This is a genomic window from Ensifer sp. 22521 (assembly GCF_052044795.1).
In the GTDB taxonomy this organism is placed as follows: domain Bacteria; phylum Pseudomonadota; class Alphaproteobacteria; order Rhizobiales; family Rhizobiaceae; genus Ensifer.
This window is the reverse complement of sequence record NZ_JBQENM010000005.1, coordinates 142,529-164,139: the sequence shown is the minus strand read 5'-3', so window position 1 is coordinate 164,139 and position 21,611 is coordinate 142,529. Positions and strand designations below refer to the sequence as shown.

Annotated in this window: 13 protein-coding genes; 12 read left to right on the top strand and 1 reads right to left on the bottom strand. The window is 63.4% G+C overall.

The genetic code is table 11. The annotated features are described in order from the left end of the window. Positions 1–27: 27 nt before the first annotated feature. The 3 genes from ACTJKE_RS08680 to ACTJKE_RS08670 all read left to right on the top strand — a co-directional run bounded on the left by ACTJKE_RS08680 (position 28) and on the right by ACTJKE_RS08670 (position 3,522). Positions 28–504: a DUF1579 domain-containing protein gene (locus ACTJKE_RS08680; RefSeq protein ID WP_058325929.1), complete on the top strand. Its 477-nt coding sequence runs from the start codon at positions 28–30 to the stop codon at positions 502–504. A gap of 127 nt (positions 505–631) precedes the next feature. Continuing rightward, on the top strand, positions 632–1,399 hold the full coding sequence (locus ACTJKE_RS08675) for a VOC family protein (RefSeq protein WP_110880153.1): 768 nt from the start codon (positions 632–634) through the stop codon (positions 1,397–1,399). 305 nt (positions 1,400–1,704) lie between these two features. Continuing rightward, entirely contained in the window at positions 1,705–3,522 is a 1,818-nt protein-coding gene (locus tag ACTJKE_RS08670; RefSeq protein ID WP_440691734.1) for a GGDEF domain-containing protein, read from the top strand. On the opposite strand, the gene ACTJKE_RS08665 is transcribed toward ACTJKE_RS08670, so the two are convergent. Continuing rightward, on the bottom strand, positions 3,494–4,405 hold the full coding sequence (locus ACTJKE_RS08665; RefSeq protein WP_058326672.1) for a LysR family transcriptional regulator: 912 nt from the start codon (positions 4,403–4,405) through the stop codon (positions 3,494–3,496). The two genes, ACTJKE_RS08670 and ACTJKE_RS08665, sit on opposite strands and share 29 nt — an antisense overlap. A 132-nt stretch (positions 4,406–4,537) precedes the next feature. Here ACTJKE_RS08665 and ACTJKE_RS08660 point away from each other — a divergent pair, with 132 nt between their 5' ends. The 9 genes from ACTJKE_RS08660 (at position 4,538) to glgA (ending at position 21,611) form a co-directional block, all read left to right on the top strand. After that, positions 4,538–5,572, top strand: coding sequence for an aldo/keto reductase (locus tag ACTJKE_RS08660; protein WP_057254604.1), 1,035 nt, complete (start codon positions 4,538–4,540; stop codon positions 5,570–5,572). 262 nt (positions 5,573–5,834) lie between these two features. Beyond that, complete coding sequence (locus tag ACTJKE_RS08655; RefSeq protein ID WP_440691732.1) at positions 5,835–9,161, top strand: DUF2126 domain-containing protein; 3,327 nt, start codon at positions 5,835–5,837, stop codon at positions 9,159–9,161. Then, positions 9,162–11,570, top strand: a complete 2,409-nt coding sequence (locus ACTJKE_RS08650) for a circularly permuted type 2 ATP-grasp protein (RefSeq protein WP_440691730.1) — start codon at positions 9,162–9,164, stop codon at positions 11,568–11,570. Between the two features lie 17 nt (positions 11,571–11,587). Continuing rightward, positions 11,588–12,466 (top strand): transglutaminase family protein, encoded by an 879-nt coding sequence (locus ACTJKE_RS08645; protein WP_058325245.1) that lies wholly within the window; start codon positions 11,588–11,590, stop codon positions 12,464–12,466. Between the two features lie 178 nt (positions 12,467–12,644). Further along, the gene (locus ACTJKE_RS08640) at positions 12,645–13,886 is read left to right on the top strand and encodes a vWA domain-containing protein (RefSeq protein ID WP_057254600.1); all 1,242 of its coding nucleotides are present in this window, start codon (positions 12,645–12,647) and stop codon (positions 13,884–13,886) included. Between the two features lie 219 nt (positions 13,887–14,105). Continuing rightward, complete coding sequence (locus ACTJKE_RS08635) at positions 14,106–16,571, top strand: glycogen/starch/alpha-glucan phosphorylase (protein WP_113513263.1); 2,466 nt, start codon at positions 14,106–14,108, stop codon at positions 16,569–16,571. Continuing rightward, the gene (gene glgB, locus ACTJKE_RS08630) at positions 16,568–18,778 is read left to right on the top strand and encodes a 1,4-alpha-glucan branching protein GlgB (protein WP_058325246.1); all 2,211 of its coding nucleotides are present in this window, start codon (positions 16,568–16,570) and stop codon (positions 18,776–18,778) included. Before ACTJKE_RS08635 ends, glgB begins: the two co-directional genes overlap by 4 nt. Before the next feature lie 120 nt (positions 18,779–18,898). Further along, entirely contained in the window at positions 18,899–20,161 is a 1,263-nt protein-coding gene (gene glgC / locus ACTJKE_RS08625) for a glucose-1-phosphate adenylyltransferase (protein WP_057254598.1), read from the top strand. A 7-nt stretch (positions 20,162–20,168) separates the two neighbouring features. Beyond that, positions 20,169–21,611: a glycogen synthase GlgA gene (glgA, locus tag ACTJKE_RS08620; protein ID WP_112996755.1), complete on the top strand. Its 1,443-nt coding sequence runs from the start codon at positions 20,169–20,171 to the stop codon at positions 21,609–21,611.

Below are 21,611 nucleotides of genomic sequence, written 5' to 3'. Positions count from 1 at the left end.
CTGCGCCCGGACCAAGAAGGAAATCCCGTGAAAGCAGAACCGGAAGAAGCGCATCGCTGGCTCGAACAAATGCTGGGCGACTGGCAGGTTCGCACGGCCGGATCCGATGGCGAGCCCGACGGGAGCGGCCCCTGGACCGAACACGTTCGCTCGCTTCATGGCCTTTGGATCGTCTGCGAAGGTCAGGGAACGATGCCGGGCGGCAGCTTCGGCGAAACGCTCATGACGCTCGGCTACAATCCCGAGACGAAACGCTACATCGGTACCTGGGTCGGCTCCATGCTGACCCATATGTGGGTCTATGACGGCGAACTGGATGCGGAAGGCAGATCCCTGTCTCTCTACTGCGATGGACCGGATTTCGAAAACCCCGGCAGAACCGCGCGGTACCGGGACGTCATAACGCTCCTCGATCACTCCCGGCGCTTGCTGACGGCGCAAGTGCAGGCGCCGGACGGAAGCTGGAAAGACATGATGACGGCGGAATACCTGCGCCGGGATTGACCGCGGGACGAGCGACCGTGCCCGGTTCCCGGCCGCGTCCCGCTTCAACCCGCTCCGACGTCGGCCCATTCGAACATGCAACCAAGCGGCACGAAATGCGCCGCGCCAAGCAAACTGGAGGAAGGCAATGGCAGATCACGGCAAATTTGTTTGGTATGAACTGATGACGACGGACATGGCCGCGGCGGAGACCTTCTATAAGGACGTCGTCGGCTGGAATGCCCGCGATTCCGGCATGCCCGGCATGAGCTACACGCTGTTCAATATCGGCGAGCTGCCGGTTGCCGGATTGATGACGATGCCGGAAGGTGCGCTCGAAATGAAGGTACCCCCGGCCTGGCTCGGTTATGTCGGCGTCGACGATGTCGATGCGACCGCCGCCAAGATCGCCGCCAAGGGCGGCAAGGTTCATCGGGCGCCGGATGATATCCCGGGCATTGGGCGCTTTGCCGTCGTCACCGACCCGCACGGCGCCGTGTTCGCGATCTTCAAGGGAACGGGCGATCCGCCGCCGGTCACCGATCCGATGTCGCCCGGCCTGGTCGGCTGGCACGAACTCGCGTCCGGCGACCTCGACACCGCCTTCCCCTTCTACGCCGAGCTCTTCGGCTGGACGAAGGACCAGGGCATGGACATGGGCGAGATGGGCACCTACCAGATCTTTGCCCATGGCGGCGCTCCGATCGGCGGGATGATGACCAAGCCGAAGGAAGTGCCCGCGCCCTACTGGCTCTACTACATCAACGTGCCTGCGCTCGACGCATCGATCGAGCGTATCAAGGCCGGTGGCGGCAAGGTCGTGCTCGAGCCGATGGAGGTGCCCGGCGGCGCCTGGATCGTCCAGGCGCTCGACCCGCAAGGTGCCCTTTTCGCGCTGGTCGCGCCGAAGCGCTGAACGGTCGCGTCAACCGACAAGCACGCGCATGAGACAGGGCCCGCCTCCCATCAGGAGGCGGGCCTCTTTTCTATCCGATGGGCGCTGTGCGGTGACGGAATGCAAGCCGCTGCCCTGCACCACGCGCATCCCTCGGCTGCGGCGCGACCCCTAGTATTTCAGGGTATTTCAAGGTTATTTAACACCTTATACGATAACAGGGGCAACGAGCACACTGATTTCGGATGGGTTTCTTGTCACACGACAAGAATTGTCGCGACAGCCCAAGCGATGAGCGGCGACATGAGTGGAGCAACTTCGCGTAAATGAAGAACAAAGGCGGCAGCTATACGCCCCCGGAAACGGGCGTTGCAGAAGCGCGCACGGCGAAGGCGCTGCGCCGCAAGCTCCAATGGCTGCTCGCCATCGTCGTTGCCTGCACCGGCGTGCTCGCCACCGAGATCATCGCCGCCTCCTATAGCGATTTCGTCATCGCTCGCCGCAACCTGACCGAAGTCATGGCCTTCTGCCGCGTGCTCGACGCTGCAAACTACCTCTCGGCCGAGCGCGGCCCGTCCAATGGCGTGCTCGGCATCGGCGTGGCACCCGGTTCGCCGGTCCAGGCCCGGCTTGCCGAGTTTCGTACCCGCAGCGACGCGGCGCTCGCCAAGCTCACCGAGGACATCGACGGTGCCAGCGGCACCGAACCTGCCGGCGCCCTCTCCCCCATTCTCGTCGAAGTTCGCCGCCGCCTGATGCTGGCGCGCGCCGAGATCGACCGCATTGCCGCGCTTCCGCCCGAACAGCGGGACCTGACGGAGATCCAGGCTACGATCGAGGCAATGTTCGGCGTCATCGACGCGCTTCGCCCGGCGATCGACTGGAACATCCAACGCCTGACCAACACCGACCCGAACCTTGCCGGCATCGCACTTGCGGCACAGATGCTCGCCAATCTGCGCGAGGACGGCGGTCGCCTCGGCTCGCAGGTCATGGCCCCGGTTGCTGTCGGCCAGCCGCTCGAAGCAAAGAACATCGCCGATAGCGAGCGCACACGCGGCAGGCTGCAGGAAATCTGGTCGATCGTCGGCAAGCCCGGCGCCCTTCCCGGCCTGAAACCGGCCAATATCGCAGATCTCGCCAGGATCGACCGCGAGTTCTTCGGCGAAGGATTTGCGATCATCGACAGCATCGTCGCCATCGGCAGACAATCGGGCGCCTATCCAATGACCGCCGAGCAATTGACCGACCGCTTCGTCCCGAAGATGAAGCCGCTCGAGGATCTTCGCCGTGCCTTCATGGATGCGACCGTCGCGCGGCTTGCGGCAAACAAGACGAGGGCCTCGGTCAAGCTAGCGGTCGCCAGCCTTGCGACCTTCGCCCTGTTCCTAGTCTTGCTGGTTTTGATGCGCCGCGCCCGCTCGCTGGTCTTCGAACCGCTGCTCATCGCACGCCACAGCATCATCGAGCTCGCCAACGACCGTCCGATCGCCCGCCTTCAGGGCAAGGGCGGTGAAGGCGAGATGGGGCGCCTGTTCGACGCGATCGACGTGCTGCGCAAACGCCTCGACGAACGCGCGCTGTTGATGCAGCACCTTGAACATCAGGCTGAAACCGATGAGCTGACCGGCCTGCTCAACCGCCGGGCGCTGGAGCTCATCGGCGGCGCGGAAGACACGGCCGACAGCAGCCAGGACGCCTGCCTGATCCTGATGGACATCGACCATTTCAAGCAGATCAACGATACCCACGGCCATCTGGTCGGCGACATCGTGATCAAGGAAATCGCCCGCGTCATCCGCAACTCCGTGCGCAACTCCGATCTCGTCGCCCGTTTCGGCGGCGAGGAGTTCGCGGTCATCACGCCCGGCGACAACATCGAGTCGGCCCTTGCGCTGGCGGAGCGGATCCGGGCCAACCTTGCGCGCGAGCCGATCGTCGTTGCGGATGGACAGCAACTGAAGGTCACCGCCAGCTTCGGCGTGGCGGAGGGCCGAACCGCAAACGGCGGCTGGAAGCACCTGATCGAGTGCGCCGACACGGAGCTCTATCGCGCCAAATCCGAAGGCCGCAACCGCGTCTGCGGCCACCCGGCAGAGGCGACCCTTTCCCACTTCACAAAGACGAAATCCGCGCGCGCGTAGCCAGAAAATCGAGCACGACCCGCACACGCGACGGCAAGGCTCCGCCTTGGCCGAGAAACACGGCATGAAAAGTCTCGATATCACCGGGATTGAGATGCTCGACCAACGGCAGCAGTCGGCCGGCCTGGATATCTTCCCTGACCGTGAAGGTCGGAAGCCGGGCAAGGCCCACACCCGCAAGCGCAAGCTGGCGCAAGCCCTCGCCATCGCTGACCCGCACCCGTTCCGTCGGCGGCAGAACGATCTGCTTTTCATTCGACAGCAACGGCCAGCCATCGAACGCCCGTGTGTAGCTATGGCTCAGCCGGTTGTGCACCTCGATATCCTCGATGGTCTGAGGCACGCCAAAACGATCGAGATAGGATGGGGCACCGACGATCGTCATCGATGTGGTGCCGAGCTTGCGTGCGATCAGGCTCGATGTCTTGAGCGGTCCGGCGCGCACGGCGATATCGACCCGCTCCGCCATCAGGTCGACCACGGCATCCGTCTGCAGGATATCGAGGGAGACCGACGGAAACGCCGCCAGGAATTCGGGCAGCACCGGCATCAACGCATGCGTCGCATAGGACGCGCTGACATTGAGGCGCACCCGGCCCTCCGGCGTTTCGCCGGCGCCCGCCGAGCGCTCCGCTTCATCAATGTCGGCGAGGATGCGTACGACCCGCTCATAGAAGACGCAGCCTTCCGCCGTCAGTTGCAGCCGCCGCGTCGACCGGTTGACGAGCCGGACACCAAGCCTTTCCTCCAGTCGCTGGACGAGTTTGCTGACAGCCGAGGGCGTCATGCAGCAGACTTTTGCCGCAGCCGAGAAGCCGCCAAGCTCCACCACCTTGGCAAAAACCGCCATCTCCCCAGAACGATTGATCGTCAAGCGCGACATGTGACTTCAACTCACAAATGATGTTCCTTCATGAGGTCTACATCGCAAATGACCCCAACACCACCTTCTCCTTGAAGCGAGCATCGACGGCCGGTGTCTCGCGCGAACAAAGCCAACGAGGAGATTGAAGACATGGAATACAGACGGCTTGGATCATCGGGACTGAAGGTGCCGGCCTTGAGCTTCGGCGCTGGGACCTTCGGCGGCAAGGGGCCGCTTTTCAGCGCCTGGGGCAACAGCGACGCAGCCGAAGCGCGACGACTGATCGACATTTCGCTGGAAGCCGGCGTCAACCTCTTCGACACGGCTGACGTCTACTCGGACGGCGCCTCCGAGAGCGTGCTCGGCGCCGCGATCAAGGGACGACGCGATGCCGTGCTGATTTCGACCAAGATCGCGCTGCCGATGGGCGACGGGCCGAATGATGCCGGCACGTCGCGAGCGCGCCTGATCAAAGGCGTCGACGACGCCCTCAAGCGGCTCGGCACCGATTACATCGACCTCCTGCAACTGCACGCCTTCGACGCCGGCACGCCGGTCGATGAGGTGCTATCGACTCTCGATAACCTCGTTACCGCCGGCAAGCTACGCTACATCGGCGCCTCCAACTTCGCCGGCTGGCAGTTGATGAAATCTCTGGCCGTCTCGGAGAAGCACGGCCTCGTGCGCCATGTCGCCCACCAGGTCTACTATTCGCTCGTCGGCCGCGACTACGAATGGGAACTGATGCCGCTCGGCGCCGACCAGGGCGTCGGCGCGCTGGTCTGGAGCCCGCTCGGCTGGGGCCGCCTCACCGGCAAGATCCGCCGCGGCCAGCCCTGGCCGGAAGGAAGCCGCTTGCACGATACGGCCGCTTACGGCCCGCCCGTCGACGACGACAAGCTCTACGATGTCATCGACGTGCTCGACCAGTTGACCGAGGAGACCGGCAAGACGGTTCCGCAGATCGCCATCAACTGGCTCCTGCGGCGCCCGACCGTTTCGAGCGTCATCATCGGCGCCCGCAACGAGGAGCAACTCCGCCAGAACCTTGGTGCCGTCGGCTGGTCGCTGTCGCCGGAACAGATCGCCCGGCTCGATGAAGCGAGCAAGACGACGCCGGCCTATCCCTACTTCCCCTATTACCGCCAGGAAGGGTTTGCCCGCATCAACCCCCCGCTCGTCTAACCGCAATGGAGCCAGTCTTTCGCACGCCTGAACGGGCGTGCGAAAGCGCTGCAGCGCCTTGATTTTCCTCAGCCACTTTCGCGCTTGCTTTCTTACTTTGCATTGCACAAACTTCCCGGAGATGGGGGCGCAAGACCTACCACTACAGCGCCGCGCGCCTCAGGCGCGCTAAGGTCGCTGTAGCACTTTGAATGGCTGCATGTTTTTGTCCTTAAATCGAAGGCGATTTAAGGAAACATGCCGCAGGGGGATCAAATTCGGCATGTCGATCAAGGCCAGTATCTATCACCTGACCCACTACACCTATGACCGTCCCGTAAGGCTGTCGCCGCAGATCATCCGGCTGAAGCCTGCGGCTCATTCCAAGACGAAGGTCATCAGCCACTCGCTGAAGGTTTCGCCCGCCAATCATTTCGTCAACCTGCAGCAGGATCCCTACGGCAACTACCTTGCCCGCTTCGTCTTTCCCGATCCGGTCAGCGAGTTGAAGATCGAGGTCGATCTCGTCGCCGACATGACCGTCTACAATCCTTTCGACTTTTTCGTCGAAGAAGAGGCGGAACACTGGCCCTTCCCCTATCCTGCAGATCTCAGCGATGATCTTGAGATCTATATGACGCCAGAACCGGTCGGGCCGGCGCTTGGCGCTTTCCTCGCGACAGTCGACCGCGCGCGGCAACGCACGATCGATATGGTGGTCGGGCTCAATGCGCGCCTGCAGCAGGAGATCGGCTACGTCATCCGCATGGAGCCCGGGGTCCAGACGCCGGAGGACACCTTGACGTCGGCCCGCGGTTCCTGTCGCGATTCGAGCTGGCTGCTGGTCCAGATCCTGCGCAATCTCGGCTTCGCCGCCCGTTTCGTCTCTGGCTATCTCATCCAGCTCACGCCGGATCTCAAGGCGCTCGACGGCCCCTCGGGCACCGACCACGACTTTACCGACCTGCATGCCTGGGCCGAGGTCTACCTGCCCGGCGCCGGCTGGGTCGGGCTCGACCCCACCTCGGGCCTCTTGACCGGCGAAAGCCACATTCCGCTTGCCGCAACGCCCCATTATCGCAACGCCGCGCCGATCTCCGGCGGCTTCTTCGGCGATCCCGACACCCGAACCGATTTCGCCTTCGACATGAAGGTGACACGTGTCGCGGAACATCCGCGCATCACCAAGCCGTTCTCCGACGAAAGCTGGGAAGCCTTGAACGCGCTCGGTGAACAGGTCGATCGCGTGCTCCAGGAAAACGACATACGGCTGACGATGGGCGGCGAGCCGACCTTCGTTTCGATCGACGACTTCGAGTCCGAGGAGTGGAACACTGACGCGGTCGGCCCGACCAAGCGCGAGAAGGCGGACGCGTTGATCCGCCGCCTGCGCGAACGCTTCGCGCCCGGCGGTTTCCTGCATTACGGCCAGGGCAAGTGGTATCCCGGCGAAAGCCTGCCGCGCTGGACCTTCTCGCTCTACTGGCGCAAGGACGGCGTGCCGATCTGGCGCCGCCCCGACCTCATCGCCGAGGAGGCAGGCCACCACGACGTCACCGCGAAGGACGCCGAACGTCTGTTGCATCTGATGGCAGGCGAATTGAGCGTGCCGACCGAGATGGTCCAACCGGCCTTCGAAGATCCCGCCGACTGGCTGCTGAAGGAGGCAAACCTCCCCGAGAATGTCGATCCCTCCAATTCCAAGCTGAAGGACCCCGAAGAGCGCAGCCGCATGGCCCGCGTCTTCGAACGCGGCCTGACGGCACCGACCGGCTACGTGCTGCCTGTGCAGGCCTGGAATGCGCGTGCCACTGGCGTGCGGTGGATGAGCGAGAAATGGCAGACGCGCCGCGGCCGCATCTTCCTCGTTCCCGGCGACAGCCCCGTCGGTTATCGCCTGCCGCTCGGCGCCTTGCCCTATGTCGCGCCCTCCGCCTATCCCTATATCCATCCGGTCGACCCGACCGTTCCCCGGAACGATCTGCCTGATTTCGCCGAAAGCAGCGCCCGCCCGCAGCATTCCCGCTTTCAAGCCGCGGAAGTACCGGAAACCCCGCAGGCTCAGCCACGCGACGAAATAGCCGGGCTGGTGCGCACCGCCATCAGCGTCGAGCCGCGCGACGGCAGGCTCTGCGTCTTCATGCCGCCGATGGCCAGCGTCGAGGAATATCTCGACCTGATCGCATCCGCGGAACGCGCTGCAGCCGCGATCGGACTGCCCGTGCACATCGAGGGCTATGCGCCGCCTCAGGACGAGCGCATCAACGTCATCCGCGTTGCGCCGGACCCGGGCGTGATCGAGGTCAACATCCATCCGGCTGCCAGCTGGCAGAATTGCGTCGATATCACCACGGCGGTCTACGAAGAGGCGCGCCAGAGCCGGCTTGGCGCCGACAAGTTCATGATCGACGGGCGCCACACCGGTACCGGCGGCGGCAACCATGTGGTCGTCGGTGGCGCCAATCCCAATGACAGCCCGTTCCTGCGTCGTCCGGATCTCCTGAAGAGCGTCGTCCTGCACTGGCAGCGGCATCCCTCGCTTTCCTATCTGTTCTCCGGCCTCTTCATCGGCCCGACATCACAGGCGCCGCGCATCGACGAGGCCCGGCACGACCAGCTCTACGAGCTTGAAATCGCGCTCGCCCAGGTGCCGATGCCAGGCTCGGCGACCCCGCCACCCCTGCCCTGGCTGATCGACCGGCTGTTCCGCAATCTGCTCGTCGATGTCACCGGCAACACCCACCGTGCCGAGATCTGCATCGACAAGCTGTTCTCGCCGGATGGTCCGACCGGGCGTCTCGGCCTCGTCGAGTTCCGCGGCTTCGAGATGCCGCCGAACGCCCGCATGTCGCTTGCCCAGCAATTGCTGGTGCGCGCGCTGATCGCCCGCTTCTGGAAGCACCCTGTTGATGGCCGCTTCGTGCGCTGGGGGACGACGCTGCATGATCGCTTCATGCTGCCGCATCATGCCTGGCAGGATTTTCTCGAAGTGCTCGCCGATCTTCGCGCCCACGGCTTCGACTTGAAGCCCGAATGGTTCGAGGCCCAGCTCGAGTTCCGTTTCCCCTTCTGCGGCGAGGTCGAATACCAGGACGCCAGGCTCGAAATCCGTCAGGCGCTCGAACCCTGGCACGTGATGGGCGAACAGGGCGCGATCGGCGGCACAGTGCGCTATGTCGATAGCTCGGTCGAGCGCCTCCAGGTCAAGCTCGATACCGCCAACCCCGAGCGTTACGCGGTCGCCTGCAACGGCCGGCCCGTGCCGCTGACGCGCACCGGCTCCAACGGCTCGGCTGTTGCCGGCGTCCGCTACAAGGCCTGGCAGCCGGCCTCGGGCCTGCACCCGGTCCTGCCGGTCAACACTCCCCTTACATTCGATATCTATGATACATGGTCGAATCGGGCGATTGGCGGATGCATCTACCACGTCGCCCATCCGGGTGGGCGCAGCTACGACACGTTTCCGGTCAACGGCAACGAGGCGGAGGCGCGGCGCCTGTCGCGGTTCGAGCCCTGGGGTCATACGCCAGGAGGATATCCGCTACGCCCGGAAAGCCCGTCGATGGAATTCCCGATGACGCTTGATCTCAGGCGTCCGCCAGGAGCGTAAATGGCGAAGAAGCAATCAGCCGCCGAGAGCCATCGCGGCACCGAGGACGATCCGGTCTTCGGTTACCGCGCCCTTCCTGATATCGCCGACGAGATGCTCGACCGGGAGGGCAATGTCCGCCCCGTCTGGCAGCGGCTACTCGCGACCCTGGGGCGGCTCGACGAAACGGAACTTGCCAACCGCTTCGCCCGCGCCGACCGCTACCTGCGCGACGCTGGCGTCTTCTACCGTGTCTACGGTGCCAAGGAGGCTTCTGACCGGAACTGGCCGCTGTCGCATATCCCCGTCCTGATAGACGAGAAGGAATGGGCAACGGTTTCACAAGGGCTCGTGCAGCGTGCCGAACTGCTGGAGAAGGTGGTCGCCGATGTCTACGGCGAGAACCGGCTGGTGCGCGAGGGCCTCCTGCCACCTGCACTGGTCGCTTCAAACCCGGAGTTCCTGCGGCCGCTCGTCGGTGTGAAGCCGGCCGATGGTCATTTCCTGCATTTCGTATCCTTTGAGATCGGCCGCGGCCCCGACGGCAATTGGTGGGTGCTTTCGGACCGCACGGAAGCGCCCTCCGGCGCCGGCTTCGCATTGGAGAACCGGGTCGCGACCACGCGCGCCTTCTCCAATCTCTACGCGGAATCCCATGTCCACCGACTGGCGGGCTTCTTCGGTGAATTCCGAGACGCGCTTCAGAGCCGCAAGCTGCATCCGGATGACCGCATCGCCGTGCTTTCGCCCGGCATCGCCAACGAGACCTATTTCGAACACGCCTATATCGCCCGCTACCTGGGCTTCATGCTGCTTGAAGGTGAAGACCTGACGGTCCTGGGCGGCCGGGTGATGGTGCGAACCGTCGCAGGCCTCAAGCCGGTGGGCGTGCTCTGGCGCCGCCTTGATGCCGCCTTTGCAGATCCCCTCGAGCTCAACCAGTCCTCGCATATCGGCACACCCGGCATCGTCGAGGCGCTTCGCGCCGGCTCCGTCTCGATCGTCAACGCGCTCGGCACCGGCATCGTCGAGACACGCGCCTTCCTCGCCTTCCTGCCGGCGATCTGCCACCATTTGCTCGGCGAGGAGCAGAAGCTGCCCTCGATCGCCACTTGGTGGTGCGGACAGCCGGCCGAGCGCGAACAGGTCGCTGCCAACCTCGATCGCATGGTCATCGGCCCGGCCTATGCGACGCGCCCCTTTTTCGATGACAACGGCCAGTCGGTGCTCGGCGCCACGCTCGACGAGAATGCCCGCGCCTCGATCGCCGATTGGCTCGGCGCCGAGGGCGGCAATCTCGTCGGCCAGGAGGTCGTCACGCTCTCGACCACCCCCGCCTGGGTTCGCGGCCGGCTGACGCCACGGCCCATGAGCCTGCGCGTCTTTGCAGCACGCACCCGTGACGGCTGGCAGATCATGCCCGGCGGTTTCGCCCGCATCGGCTCCGGCGACGATGTCGCGGCAATCGCCATGCAGGCAGGCGGCACTGCCGCCGACGTCTGGATCGTCAGCGACCGGCCGGTGGAACGCACGACGCTGCTTCCGGCCGAAGAAAGCTTCACCCGCAACATGCCGGGGAGCCTGCCGAGCCGGGCAGCCGACAATCTCTTCTGGCTCGGCCGCTACATCGAGCGTTCGGAAGGGGCGCTGCGCATCCTGCGCGCCTGGCACGGCCGCTTCGCCGAAACCGCCGATCCGGACCTGCCGCTCCTGAGGGATGTCAGCGACTATCTCGGCGCGCTGGACATCGACACGCGCCAGCCAGTGCCCGACAGCCTGCTTGCCAACATCTCCAGCGCCCTTTTCAGCGCCGGCAACATCCGCGACCGGTTCTCCCCGGACGGATGGTTGGCGCTCAACGACCTGTCGCAGACGGCGCGCAAGTTTCACGCGACGGTGCAGGCCGGCGACGATGCGACCCGCGCGATGACGGTGCTGCTCCGCAAGCTCGCCGGCTTTGCCGGTCTCGTGCATGAAAACATGTACCGTTTCACCGGGTGGCGCTTTCTGTCGATCGGCCGATACCTGGAGCGCGGCCTTCACATGACGCGGCTGCTCGGCCATATGTCGGGCCCGGATGCACCCGACGGCGCCTATGACATGCTGCTCGAGATCGGCGACAGCGTCATGACCCACCGCCGGCGCTACAATGTCAGCACCGCCGCCTTGACCGTGACCGACCTTTTGGCGCTCGACCCGCTCAACCCGCGCTCGGTGCTCTACCAGTTGAACGAGATCAAGACCGAGGTGGAACTGCTGCCGAACGCCTTCGTCAACGGGCAGATGTCACCCTTCTACCGCGAGGCGATGCGCCTGCATTCGGGCCTCGCGGTGATGACGCCGGAAGCGATGAACCTCGGTGTCTACAATCGCCTGGAGCGGGATCTCGAAAGCCTGTCCGATCTGCTCGCGCGAACCTATCTCGGCTAGCGGGCGAAGGGACGGACATGCTCTACGATATCAGCCTGAAGATCACCTATGACTATGAAGTACCGGTTTCCGGCGGGCGCCATCTCGTGCGCGTGATGCCGGCGACGCTCCCCGGTCGCCAACGGCTCATCGTCGGTTCGCTGAGCTGCCAGCCAATGCCGGCCGAGCGCGCCGAAAGCGTCGACTTCTTCGCCAACCCGTTCACCTCGATCCTGTTTCGGTCCTCTCACGACGACCTGACGATCCGCATGCAAGCGCGGGTACAAGTAGAGCCGCAGCCCTTGACCGCGGACTTTTCGCCTGACCTCGCCGGCCTGCCGGCCGAGCTCTCCGCTTGCTGGTCCGTCGACGCCGAAGCACCGCACCACTTCACGGGACCAAGCCCGCTCCTGCCGGAAGCACCTGACATTGCCGCCTATGCGCGGGCAATCGTCACGGACACCATGACGGTCCGACAGATCGCCGCAGCACTTTGCGAGCGCATCCACCACGATTTCACCTATGACGGCGAGGCCACGACGGTGAACACGACACCGGGCGAGGCGTTCAAACTGAAGCGCGGCGTCTGCCAGGATTTCGCCCATGTAATGATCGTGGCGCTGCGAAGCCTCGGCATCCCCGCCGGCTATGTCAGCGGCTTCCTGCGGACCATCCCGCCGCCCGGCAAGGAACGCCTCGAGGGTGCCGACGCCATGCACGCCTGGGTGCGGATCTGGTGCGGTACCACAGGCGGCTGGCTCGAACTCGACCCGACCAACAATATTCCGGCAGGAACCGACCATATCGTCGTCGGTCACGGGCGCGACTATGGCGACGTTGCGCCCGTCATCGGGGTCCTGAAGAGCTATGGCAGCCAGACGACGAAACAGGCCGTCGACGTCATTCCCGTGCCCTGACCCGAATTGACACACCACAATTCTCGTTTTCATACACGGCATGTGCCGCGGAACCCGCTGTAAGCACTGGTTTTCCTGTATTCCGTTAAAATTGCAGCGATCGTCGGAACGAATTCGTAAGCCATCGACGCTATTGATGCCCGCAAGCTTGCAACGTGTTCCTTTGGGGTGTGCAAAGATGGGAAGACGATACACTGTAGGCCGGTCCTTCGTAGCGATGCTCAAGGACCGGGGTGGCAATTTCGGCATTATGGCCGCACTCGCAGCGCCATTGATATTGGCAGCCGGCGGCGTCGCCATAGATATGGCCGGCATGATGACGGCCAAGAACCAAATGCAGGATGCAGCGGATGCCGCAGCGCTTGCGGCGGCCTCTTCTCTGGTTGCGAAGGATCCACCGACGATTGCGAAAGCAAAGGAAATAGCTGCGGCCTTCCTCAAGAACCAGTCGGGCGGCACCGCCGTCGACGTTCCTGGCGGGCAGGATCCAGGCGGCACGGGATCGCTGGCCAAAACCGCTTCGGCGGAAGCGTCGACGGCCGGCCAGCCGGTCATCGAGATCATTGAAAACAGCAATGGCCCTACCGGTAAGGCCTACAACGTCACGGTCCTGAACAAGCAGACGTTCCAGTTCAACGCGATGACACGCCTGCTCGGGAAGACATCAATCAACATCGAAACCCGTGCCACCGCCGAAAGCGCGACAGAGAGCAAGAATGCGCTCTCGATGTATCTGGTGCTCGACCGCTCCGGCTCCATGGCCTGGAAGACCAATACCAAGGACACGACCAAGACGTCGTGCCCGAACTATACGGAATCGAACTGGAGCAAGTATCCGAACCTGAAGGCAAGCAACCCCTGCTATGTGACGAAGATCGACGCGCTGAAAAGCGCTGTCGGCGATTTGGTCAAGCAGCTGAACACCGCCGACCCGAACACTCTGTATGTCCGCACGGCGGCCGTCTCCTACAATTCCGCGCAGGACACGGCAGGGAACCTCGCATGGGGTACAACCGGCACCTCGACTTATGTGAACGCCCTTGTCGCAACAGGTGGCACGGCATCGGGCAACGCGTTCAAGACAGCCTACAACCGCGTTGCCGCGACGACCGAGGATGACGCCCACAAGGCTAAGAACGGCCAGGTTCCCACAAAGTACATCGTCTTCATGACCGACGGCGACAACAACAACACGAGCGACGACACGACAACCCTGACGTGGTGCGACACCGCACGAAAGAACAAAGTTCAGGTCTATACCGTCGCATTCATGGCGCCGGATCGCGGCAAGGCGTTGCTCAAGGCCTGCGCTACGACCGAAGCGAATTACTTCCAGGCGGAAGAAGCCGCCGATCTGATCGCAGCCTTCAAGGCGATCGGCGAAAAAGCCTCGGCCATGGCTACGCGCCTGACGAAATAAAACACCAAACCTGTGCCCTTCTTGCCGCCCGGTCCTGCCGGGCGGCATTTGCTTTCGGTATCGCCGGCCTGCTCCACCAACGACTTCCCACCGTTTGAGACAGTTCTAATCCATTTAAAAACATCTGTTGCAAGCGCTTCGGATCGATGCATAAATTGCCTTTATCCCCGGTCGGGTCCGGCCTGCGACCTCCCAACGCAAAAGGGTAAAGACAGTTTCATGATGAACAGGCTCTCCACCAACGACGTGCCGCAGCCCGCCCTGAGGTCGTCCGAACCCGGCCAGCTCGCCGTCGAAATCCTCGAACGCCTGAAGTATCGCATCGGCAAGGATCCGAAGGTTGCCAAGCCGCACGACTGGCTGACGGCCGCGATCCTGGTCGCCCGCGACCGCATCACCGACAAGTGGATGGATTCCACCCGCAAGACCTATGCGACCGGTGCCAAGCGCGTTTACTACCTCTCGCTCGAATTTCTCATCGGCCGGCTGATGCGCGACGCCATGACCAATATCGGCCTGATGGACGAGATGCGTGATGCGCTCGCTTCGCTCGGTGTCGATATCGATGTCGTTGCCGAACTCGAGCCGGATGCGGCGCTCGGCAATGGCGGTCTCGGCCGTCTCGCCGCCTGTTTCATGGAGTCGATGGCGACCGTCGACGTGCCCGCCTATGGCTACGGCATCCGCTACATGCACGGCCTCTTCCGCCAGCAGATGGCCGATGGCTGGCAGGTGGAGTTACCGGAAACCTGGCTTGCCCACGGCAATCCCTGGGAGTTCGAGCGGCGCGAAAGCTCCTACGAAATCGGCTTCGGCGGCGTCGTCGAAACCGCCAATGTCGATGAGGAAATCCAGCGTTTCGTCTGGAAGCCGGCCGAACGCGTCATCGCCACGGCCTTCGATACGCCCGCCGTCGGCTGGCGGGCAAAACGCGTCAACACGCTGCGGCTCTGGACGGCACAGCCGATCGACCCGATCCTGCTTGCCGCCTTCAACGCCGGCGACCACATCGGCGCGCTGCGGGAGAGCAACAAGGCGGAAAGCCTGACCCGCGTTCTCTACCCCGCCGACGCGACGCCTGCCGGCCAGGAACTGCGGCTGCGCCAGGAATATTTCTTCTCCTCCGCCTCGCTGCAGGACATCCTGCGCCGGCATCTGCAGCAATATCCGGACTTCACCTCGCTGCCGGACGCCGTCGCCATTCAGTTGAACGACACCCACCCGGCCATCTCCGTTGCCGAACTGGTGCGCCTCCTGACGGATCTGCACGGCCTCGATTTCGAGCAGGCCTGGGACATCACCCGCCGCACGATCTCCTACACCAACCACACGCTTCTGCCGGAGGCGCTCGAAAGCTGGCCGGTGCCGCTCATCGAGCGGCTGCTGCCGCGCCACATGCAGATCGTCTACGCGATCAACGCCAAGATCCTGATCGAGGCTCGCCGGCAGAAGGGCGCAACGGACGACGAGATCCGCAACATCTCGCTGATCGACGAGAGCGGCGAACGTCGCGTGCGCATGGGCAACCTTGCCTTCGTCGGTTCGCATTCGATCAATGGCGTTTCGGCACTGCATACGGAGCTGATGAAGGAAACGGTCTTTGCCAACCTGCACAGGCTCTATCCCGATCGCATCAACAACAAGACCAACGGCATCACCCCGCGCCGCTGGCTGATGCAGTGCAATCCCGGTCTTTTCGGCCTGATCCGCGACGCGATCGGCGACGAGTTCATGGACAATACCGAGGCGCTGCAGGCACTCGATGCCTTTGCGGACAAGGCGGATTTCCAGGAGCATTTCGCCGCCGTCAAGCGCGCCAACAAGGTCCGCCTCGCCCAGCTCGTTCAGAGCCGGCTCGGCATCAGGCTCGATCCGTCGGCGATGTTCGACATCCAGATCAAGCGCATCCACGAATACAAGCGCCAGCTTCTGAATATCATCGAGGCGGTGGCGCTCTACGACCAGATCCGCTCGCATCCGGAGCTCGATTGGGTCCCGCGCGTCAAGCTCTTCGCCGGCAAGGCGGCGCCCAGCTATCACAATGCCAAGCTGATCATCAAACTCGCCAACGACGTCGCTCGCGTCGTCAACAACGACCCGGCGGTGCGCGGCCTCCTGAAGATCGTCTTCGTGCCGAACTACAACGTCTCGCTCGCCGAGATCATGGTTCCGGCCGCCGACCTCTCCGAGCAGATCTCGACCGCCGGCATGGAAGCGTCCGGCACTGGCAACATGAAGTTCGCGCTGAACGGCGCGCTGACGATCGGCACGCTTGACGGCGCCAATGTCGAGATGCGCGACTGGATCGGCGAGGAAAACATCAAGATCTTCGGCATGACCGCCGAAGAGGTGACGAAGGCCCGAGCCGAGGGCCACAATCCGCGCGCCATCATCGAAGGATCGCGCGAGCTGTCGCAGGCACTGCAGGCGATCGCCTCCGGCGTCTTCTCGCCGGACGACCGCAACCGCTTCTCCGGTCTTATCGACGGCATCTACAATCACGACTGGTTCATGGTTGCGGCCGATTTCGAGGCCTATGCCAAGGCGCAGCGCGAGATCGACCAGCTCTGGACGACACCGTCCGACTGGTATGCGCAAGCGATCCGCAACACCGCACGGATGGGCTGGTTCTCATCCGATCGCACCATCCGGCAATATGCCGGGGAAATCTGGAGAGCTGGATGACGCCTTCGGCCGGCAAGGACCCGGAACCCGCAGCTTCAGGTCTGCTGTCAGCGCCGGATATCGCGGCCATTCTTTCGGGCACGCACGAAGACCCCTTCGCAGTCCTCGGCGTGCACCCCGCCGGCAAGGCCGTCCTTGCCCGCTGCTTCATCCCCGATGCCGAGACCGTGACGGTGGAAACGCTCGCCGGCAAGGAACTCGGCACGCTCGAGCGACGTGACGACGCCGGCTTCTTCGAAGGGTCCGTGTCGCTGAAGAAACCCCAGCCGGTGCGCTACCGCGCCCGCAATGAGGGCGGCGAATGGATCGTCGTCGATCCCTATAGCTTCGGTCCGGTGCTCGGCCCGATGGACGACTACTACATCCGCGAAGGTTCGCACCTCCGGCTCTTCGACAAGATGGGCGCGCACCCGATCCACCACGACGGTGCCGACGGCTACCACTTCGCCGTCTGGGCACCCAATGCCAAGCGCGTTTCCGTCGTCGGCCAGTTCAACGACTGGGACGGCCGGCGACACGTCATGCGGCTGCGCACCGACACCGGCATCTGGGAAATCTTCATTCCCGGCGTCGAGGGCGGCCTTGCCTATAAATACGAGATCCTCGATCGCAACGGCACGCGGCTGCCGCTGAAAGCCGATCCCTTTGCCCGGCGCTCCGAGCTTCGCCCCAATACCGCTTCCGTGACGACGCCGGAGATTGCGCAAACCTGGGACGACGAGGCACATCGCAAGCATTGGGCAACGGTCGATGCCCGTCGCCAGCCGATCTCGATCTACGAGGTCCATGCCGGATCCTGGCAGCGCCGCGACAATGGCGAAATGCTCTCCTGGGACGAACTGGCGGACCGGCTGATTCCCTATTGCGTCGACATGGGCTTCACCCATATCGAGTTCCTGCCGATCTCCGAATTTCCCTTCGATCCGTCCTGGGGCTACCAGACGACCGGGCTCTATGCGCCCACCGCCCGCTTCGGCGAGCCGGAAGGTTTTGCCCGTTTCGTCAACGGCTGCCACAAGGTGGGCATCGGCGTCATCCTCGATTGGGTGCCGGCACATTTCCCGACCGACGAGCACGGGCTGCGCTGGTTCGACGGCACGGCACTTTACGAGCACGAGGACCCGCGCCAGGGCTTTCACCCGGACTGGAACACAGCAATCTACAATTTCGGCCGCCAGGAAGTCCTGTCGTTCCTCGTCAACAACGCGCTCTATTGGGCGGAGAAGTTCCACGTCGACGGCTTGCGCGTCGATGCGGTCGCCTCGATGCTCTACCTCGACTACTCGCGCAAGCACGGCGAGTGGGTGCCGAACGAGTATGGCGGCAACGAGAACCTCGAGGCGGTTCGCTTCCTGCAGACGCTGAACACGGAAATCTACGGATCCCATAAGGGCATCCTGACGATCGCCGAGGAATCGACCTCCTGGCCGAATGTATCGCATCCGGTCCATGCCGGGGGTCTCGGCTTCGGCTTCAAGTGGAACATGGGCTTCATGCACGACACGCTGCAATATCTGTCGCGCGAGCCGGTGCACCGCAAGTTCCACCACAATGACCTGACCTTCGGCCTGCTCTACGCCTTCAGCGAAAACTTCGTTTTGCCGCTGTCCCATGACGAAGTCGTGCACGGCAAGGGATCGCTGATCGCCAAGATGGCCGGCGACGACTGGCAGAAGTTTGCCAATCTCAGGGCCTATTACGCCTTCATGTGGGGTTATCCCGGCAAGAAGCTCCTGTTCATGGGACAGGAATTCGCGCAATGGCGCGAATGGTCCGAGGAGCGCGCGCTCGACTGGAACCTGCTCGAATATCACCTGCACGAGGGCATGCGGCGCCTCGTGCGTGACCTCAACGGCACCTACCGCGCCAAGCCCGCCCTTCATGCCCGCGACTGCGAAGGCGACGGCTTTGAGTGGCTGCTTGCCGACGACCGCGACAATTCGGTCTTTGCCTGGCTGCGCAAGGCGCCCGGTGAAAAACTCGTCGCCGTCATCACCAATTTCACGCCCGTGTACCGGGAGAGCTACGCCATCCCGCTGCCGGTTGAAGGTCGCTGGAAGGAGATCCTCAACTCTGACGCGGAAATCTACGGAGGAAGCGGCAAGGGCAACGGCGGCGCCGTCTATGCCGGGAAGAGCACCACGGGAGCGATCATGGCCAACATCACGCTGCCGCCGCTGGCGACACTGATGCTGGAGCAGGAGTAAACTTCATCCGGTCCGCCCGCCGAAATCGGCAGGCGGAACGAGACTGTAAAATTCGAGGGCCGCAAGGCGTCGCCAAAAGCCGCCGTGACGACCCCGGAAGTCAATGATTGGGGAGGACAAATGGTGGAAAAGCGTTCGCAACCTCTGGCACGTGATGCCATGGCCTATGTTCTCGCTGGCGGTCGCGGCAGTCGTCTGAAAGAACTGACGGACCGACGGGCGAAGCCGGCGGTCTATTTCGGCGGCAAGGCCCGCATCATCGACTTCGCGCTATCGAATGCGCTGAACTCCGGTATCCGCCGCATCGGCGTCGCCACCCAGTACAAGGCGCATTCCCTGATCCGACACCTGCAGCGCGGCTGGAACTTCTTCCGCCCCGAGCGAAACGAAAGCTTCGACATCCTGCCCGCCAGCCAACGCGTTTCCGAAACGCAGTGGTACGAGGGCACCGCCGATGCCGTCTATCAGAACATTGACATCATCGAGGACCACGGCGTCGAGTACATGGTGATCCTTGCCGGCGACCATATTTACAAGATGGACTACGAATTGATGCTGCAGCAGCACGTCGATTCCGGCGCCGACGTCACCATCGGCTGCCTCGAAGTGCCACGCATGGAAGCGACCGGCTTCGGCGTCATGCATGTCGACGACAAGGACCGCATCATCGCCTTCGTCGAGAAGCCGGCCGATCCGCCGGGAATCCCCGGCAATCCGGACATGGCGCTTGCCTCGATGGGCATCTATGTTTTCCACACGAAGTTCCTGATGGATCTTCTGCGCCGCGACGCCGCCGATCCGAAATCGAGCCGCGACTTCGGCAAGGACATCATTCCCTACATCGTCGACAACGGCAAAGCCGTCGCCCACCGCTTTGCTCAGTCCTGCGTGCGGTCCGATTTCGAGCGCGAGGCCTATTGGCGCGACGTCGGCACGATCGATGCCTACTGGCAGGCCAATATCGACCTGACCCATGTGACGCCCGAGCTCGACATCTACGACAGCACCTGGCCGATCTGGACTTTTGCCGAGATCAAGCCGCCGGCGAAATTCGTGCATGACGACGAGAACCGGCGCGGCTCGGCGACGTCGTCGCTTATATCAGGCGACTGCATCATCTCCGGTGCTGCGCTCAACCGCAGCCTGTTATTCACAGGCGTCAGAGTTAATTCATATTCCCGTCTGGAGAATGCCGTAGTTCTTCCCGATGTGAAGATCGGTCGCCATGCGCTCTTGAGCAACGTGGTCATCGACAGCCGTGTCGTGATCCCGGAGGGGCTCGTTGTCGGTGACGATCCGGAGCTCGATGCCAAGCGTTTCCGGCGTTCGGAGAACGGCGTCTGCCTGATCACGCAAACGATGATCGACAAGCTGGGAATGTAGGCACTCCATGAACGTCCTGTCCGTTGCGTCCGAAGTCTATCCGCTGATCAAGACCGGGGGGCTCGCCGATGTCGTCGGCGCGCTCCCGGCAGCGCTTGTGCCGCACGGCGTCAAGACCCGCACCCTGGTGCCCGGCTATCCTGCCGTGCTGCAGAAGCTGAAGAAGAAAAAGAAGGTCGGCAGTTTCGCCAACCTGTTCGGCAATCCGGCGACAATTCTCGCCGCCGAGGTCGACGGGCTCGACCTGCTGGTCCTTGATCAGGCCGCACTCTACGCGCGCGACGGCGGGCCTTACGTCGATGCGACCGGCCGCGACTATGTCGATAATTTCCGCCGCTTCGCAGCACTCTCGCTTGCGGCGGCCGAGATCGCCGGCGGCGATGTCGTTTCCGGCTGGAAGCCCGATATCGTCCACGCTCATGACTGGCAGACGGCGTTGACGCCGGTTTACATGCATTTCGGCTCCGCTGCCGCGACCCCGACGGTCATGACGATCCACAACATCGCCTTCCAGGGCCAGTTCGGCGCCTCGGTCTTCCCCGAGCTTGCGCTGCCGCCGGAAGCCTTCTCGATGCAGTTCGTCGAATACTACGGCGATGTCGGCTTCCTGAAGGGCGGTCTGCAGACCGCAAACGCGGTCACCACGGTCAGCCCGTCCTATGCACAGGAGATCCTGACGCCGGAATTCGGCATGGGCCTCGAAGGCCTGTTGAAGAGCCGCGTCGCCGATCTCTCGGGCATCGTCAACGGCATCGACGCCGATATCTGGGATCCGCAGACCGACCCGCACATCGCCCAGCATTTCAGCGCGACGACCTTGAAGCAGCGCGCCGGCAACCGCCGAGCGCTCGAAGAACGCTTCGGCCTCGAAAAGGGCAACGGTCCGATCTTCTGCGTCGTCAGCCGGCTCACCTGGCAGAAAGGCATGGACCTCGTCGCGGAAGTCGCGGACGAAATCGTCGCCATGGGTGGAAAGCTCATCGTGCTCGGTTCCGGCGATGCGGCGCTCGAAGGCGCGCTGCTGGCCGCCGCCTCCCGCCATCGTGGCCATATCGGCATGGTCACCGGCTACAACGAGCCGCTGTCGCATCTGATGCAGGCGGGGTCCGACGCGATCCTCATCCCGTCGCGATTTGAGCCCTGCGGGCTGACCCAACTCTATGGCCTGCGCTACGGTTGCGTGCCGGTTGTCGCCCGGACCGGCGGGCTTGCCGATACCATCATCGACGCGAACGAAGCCGGGCTTGCGGCCAAGGTCGCCACAGGCTTCCAGTTCACGCCAGTGAACGCCGACGGGCTGCGTCTTGCGATCCGGCGCGTACTGCGTGCATACAGCGAACCCAAGGTCTGGGCGAAAATTCAGACCCAGGGCATGAAATCGGACGTTTCCTGGGCCACAAGTGCCGATCGTTACGTCTCTCTATATTCCGGTCTTCTCGGGAAAGGTTAA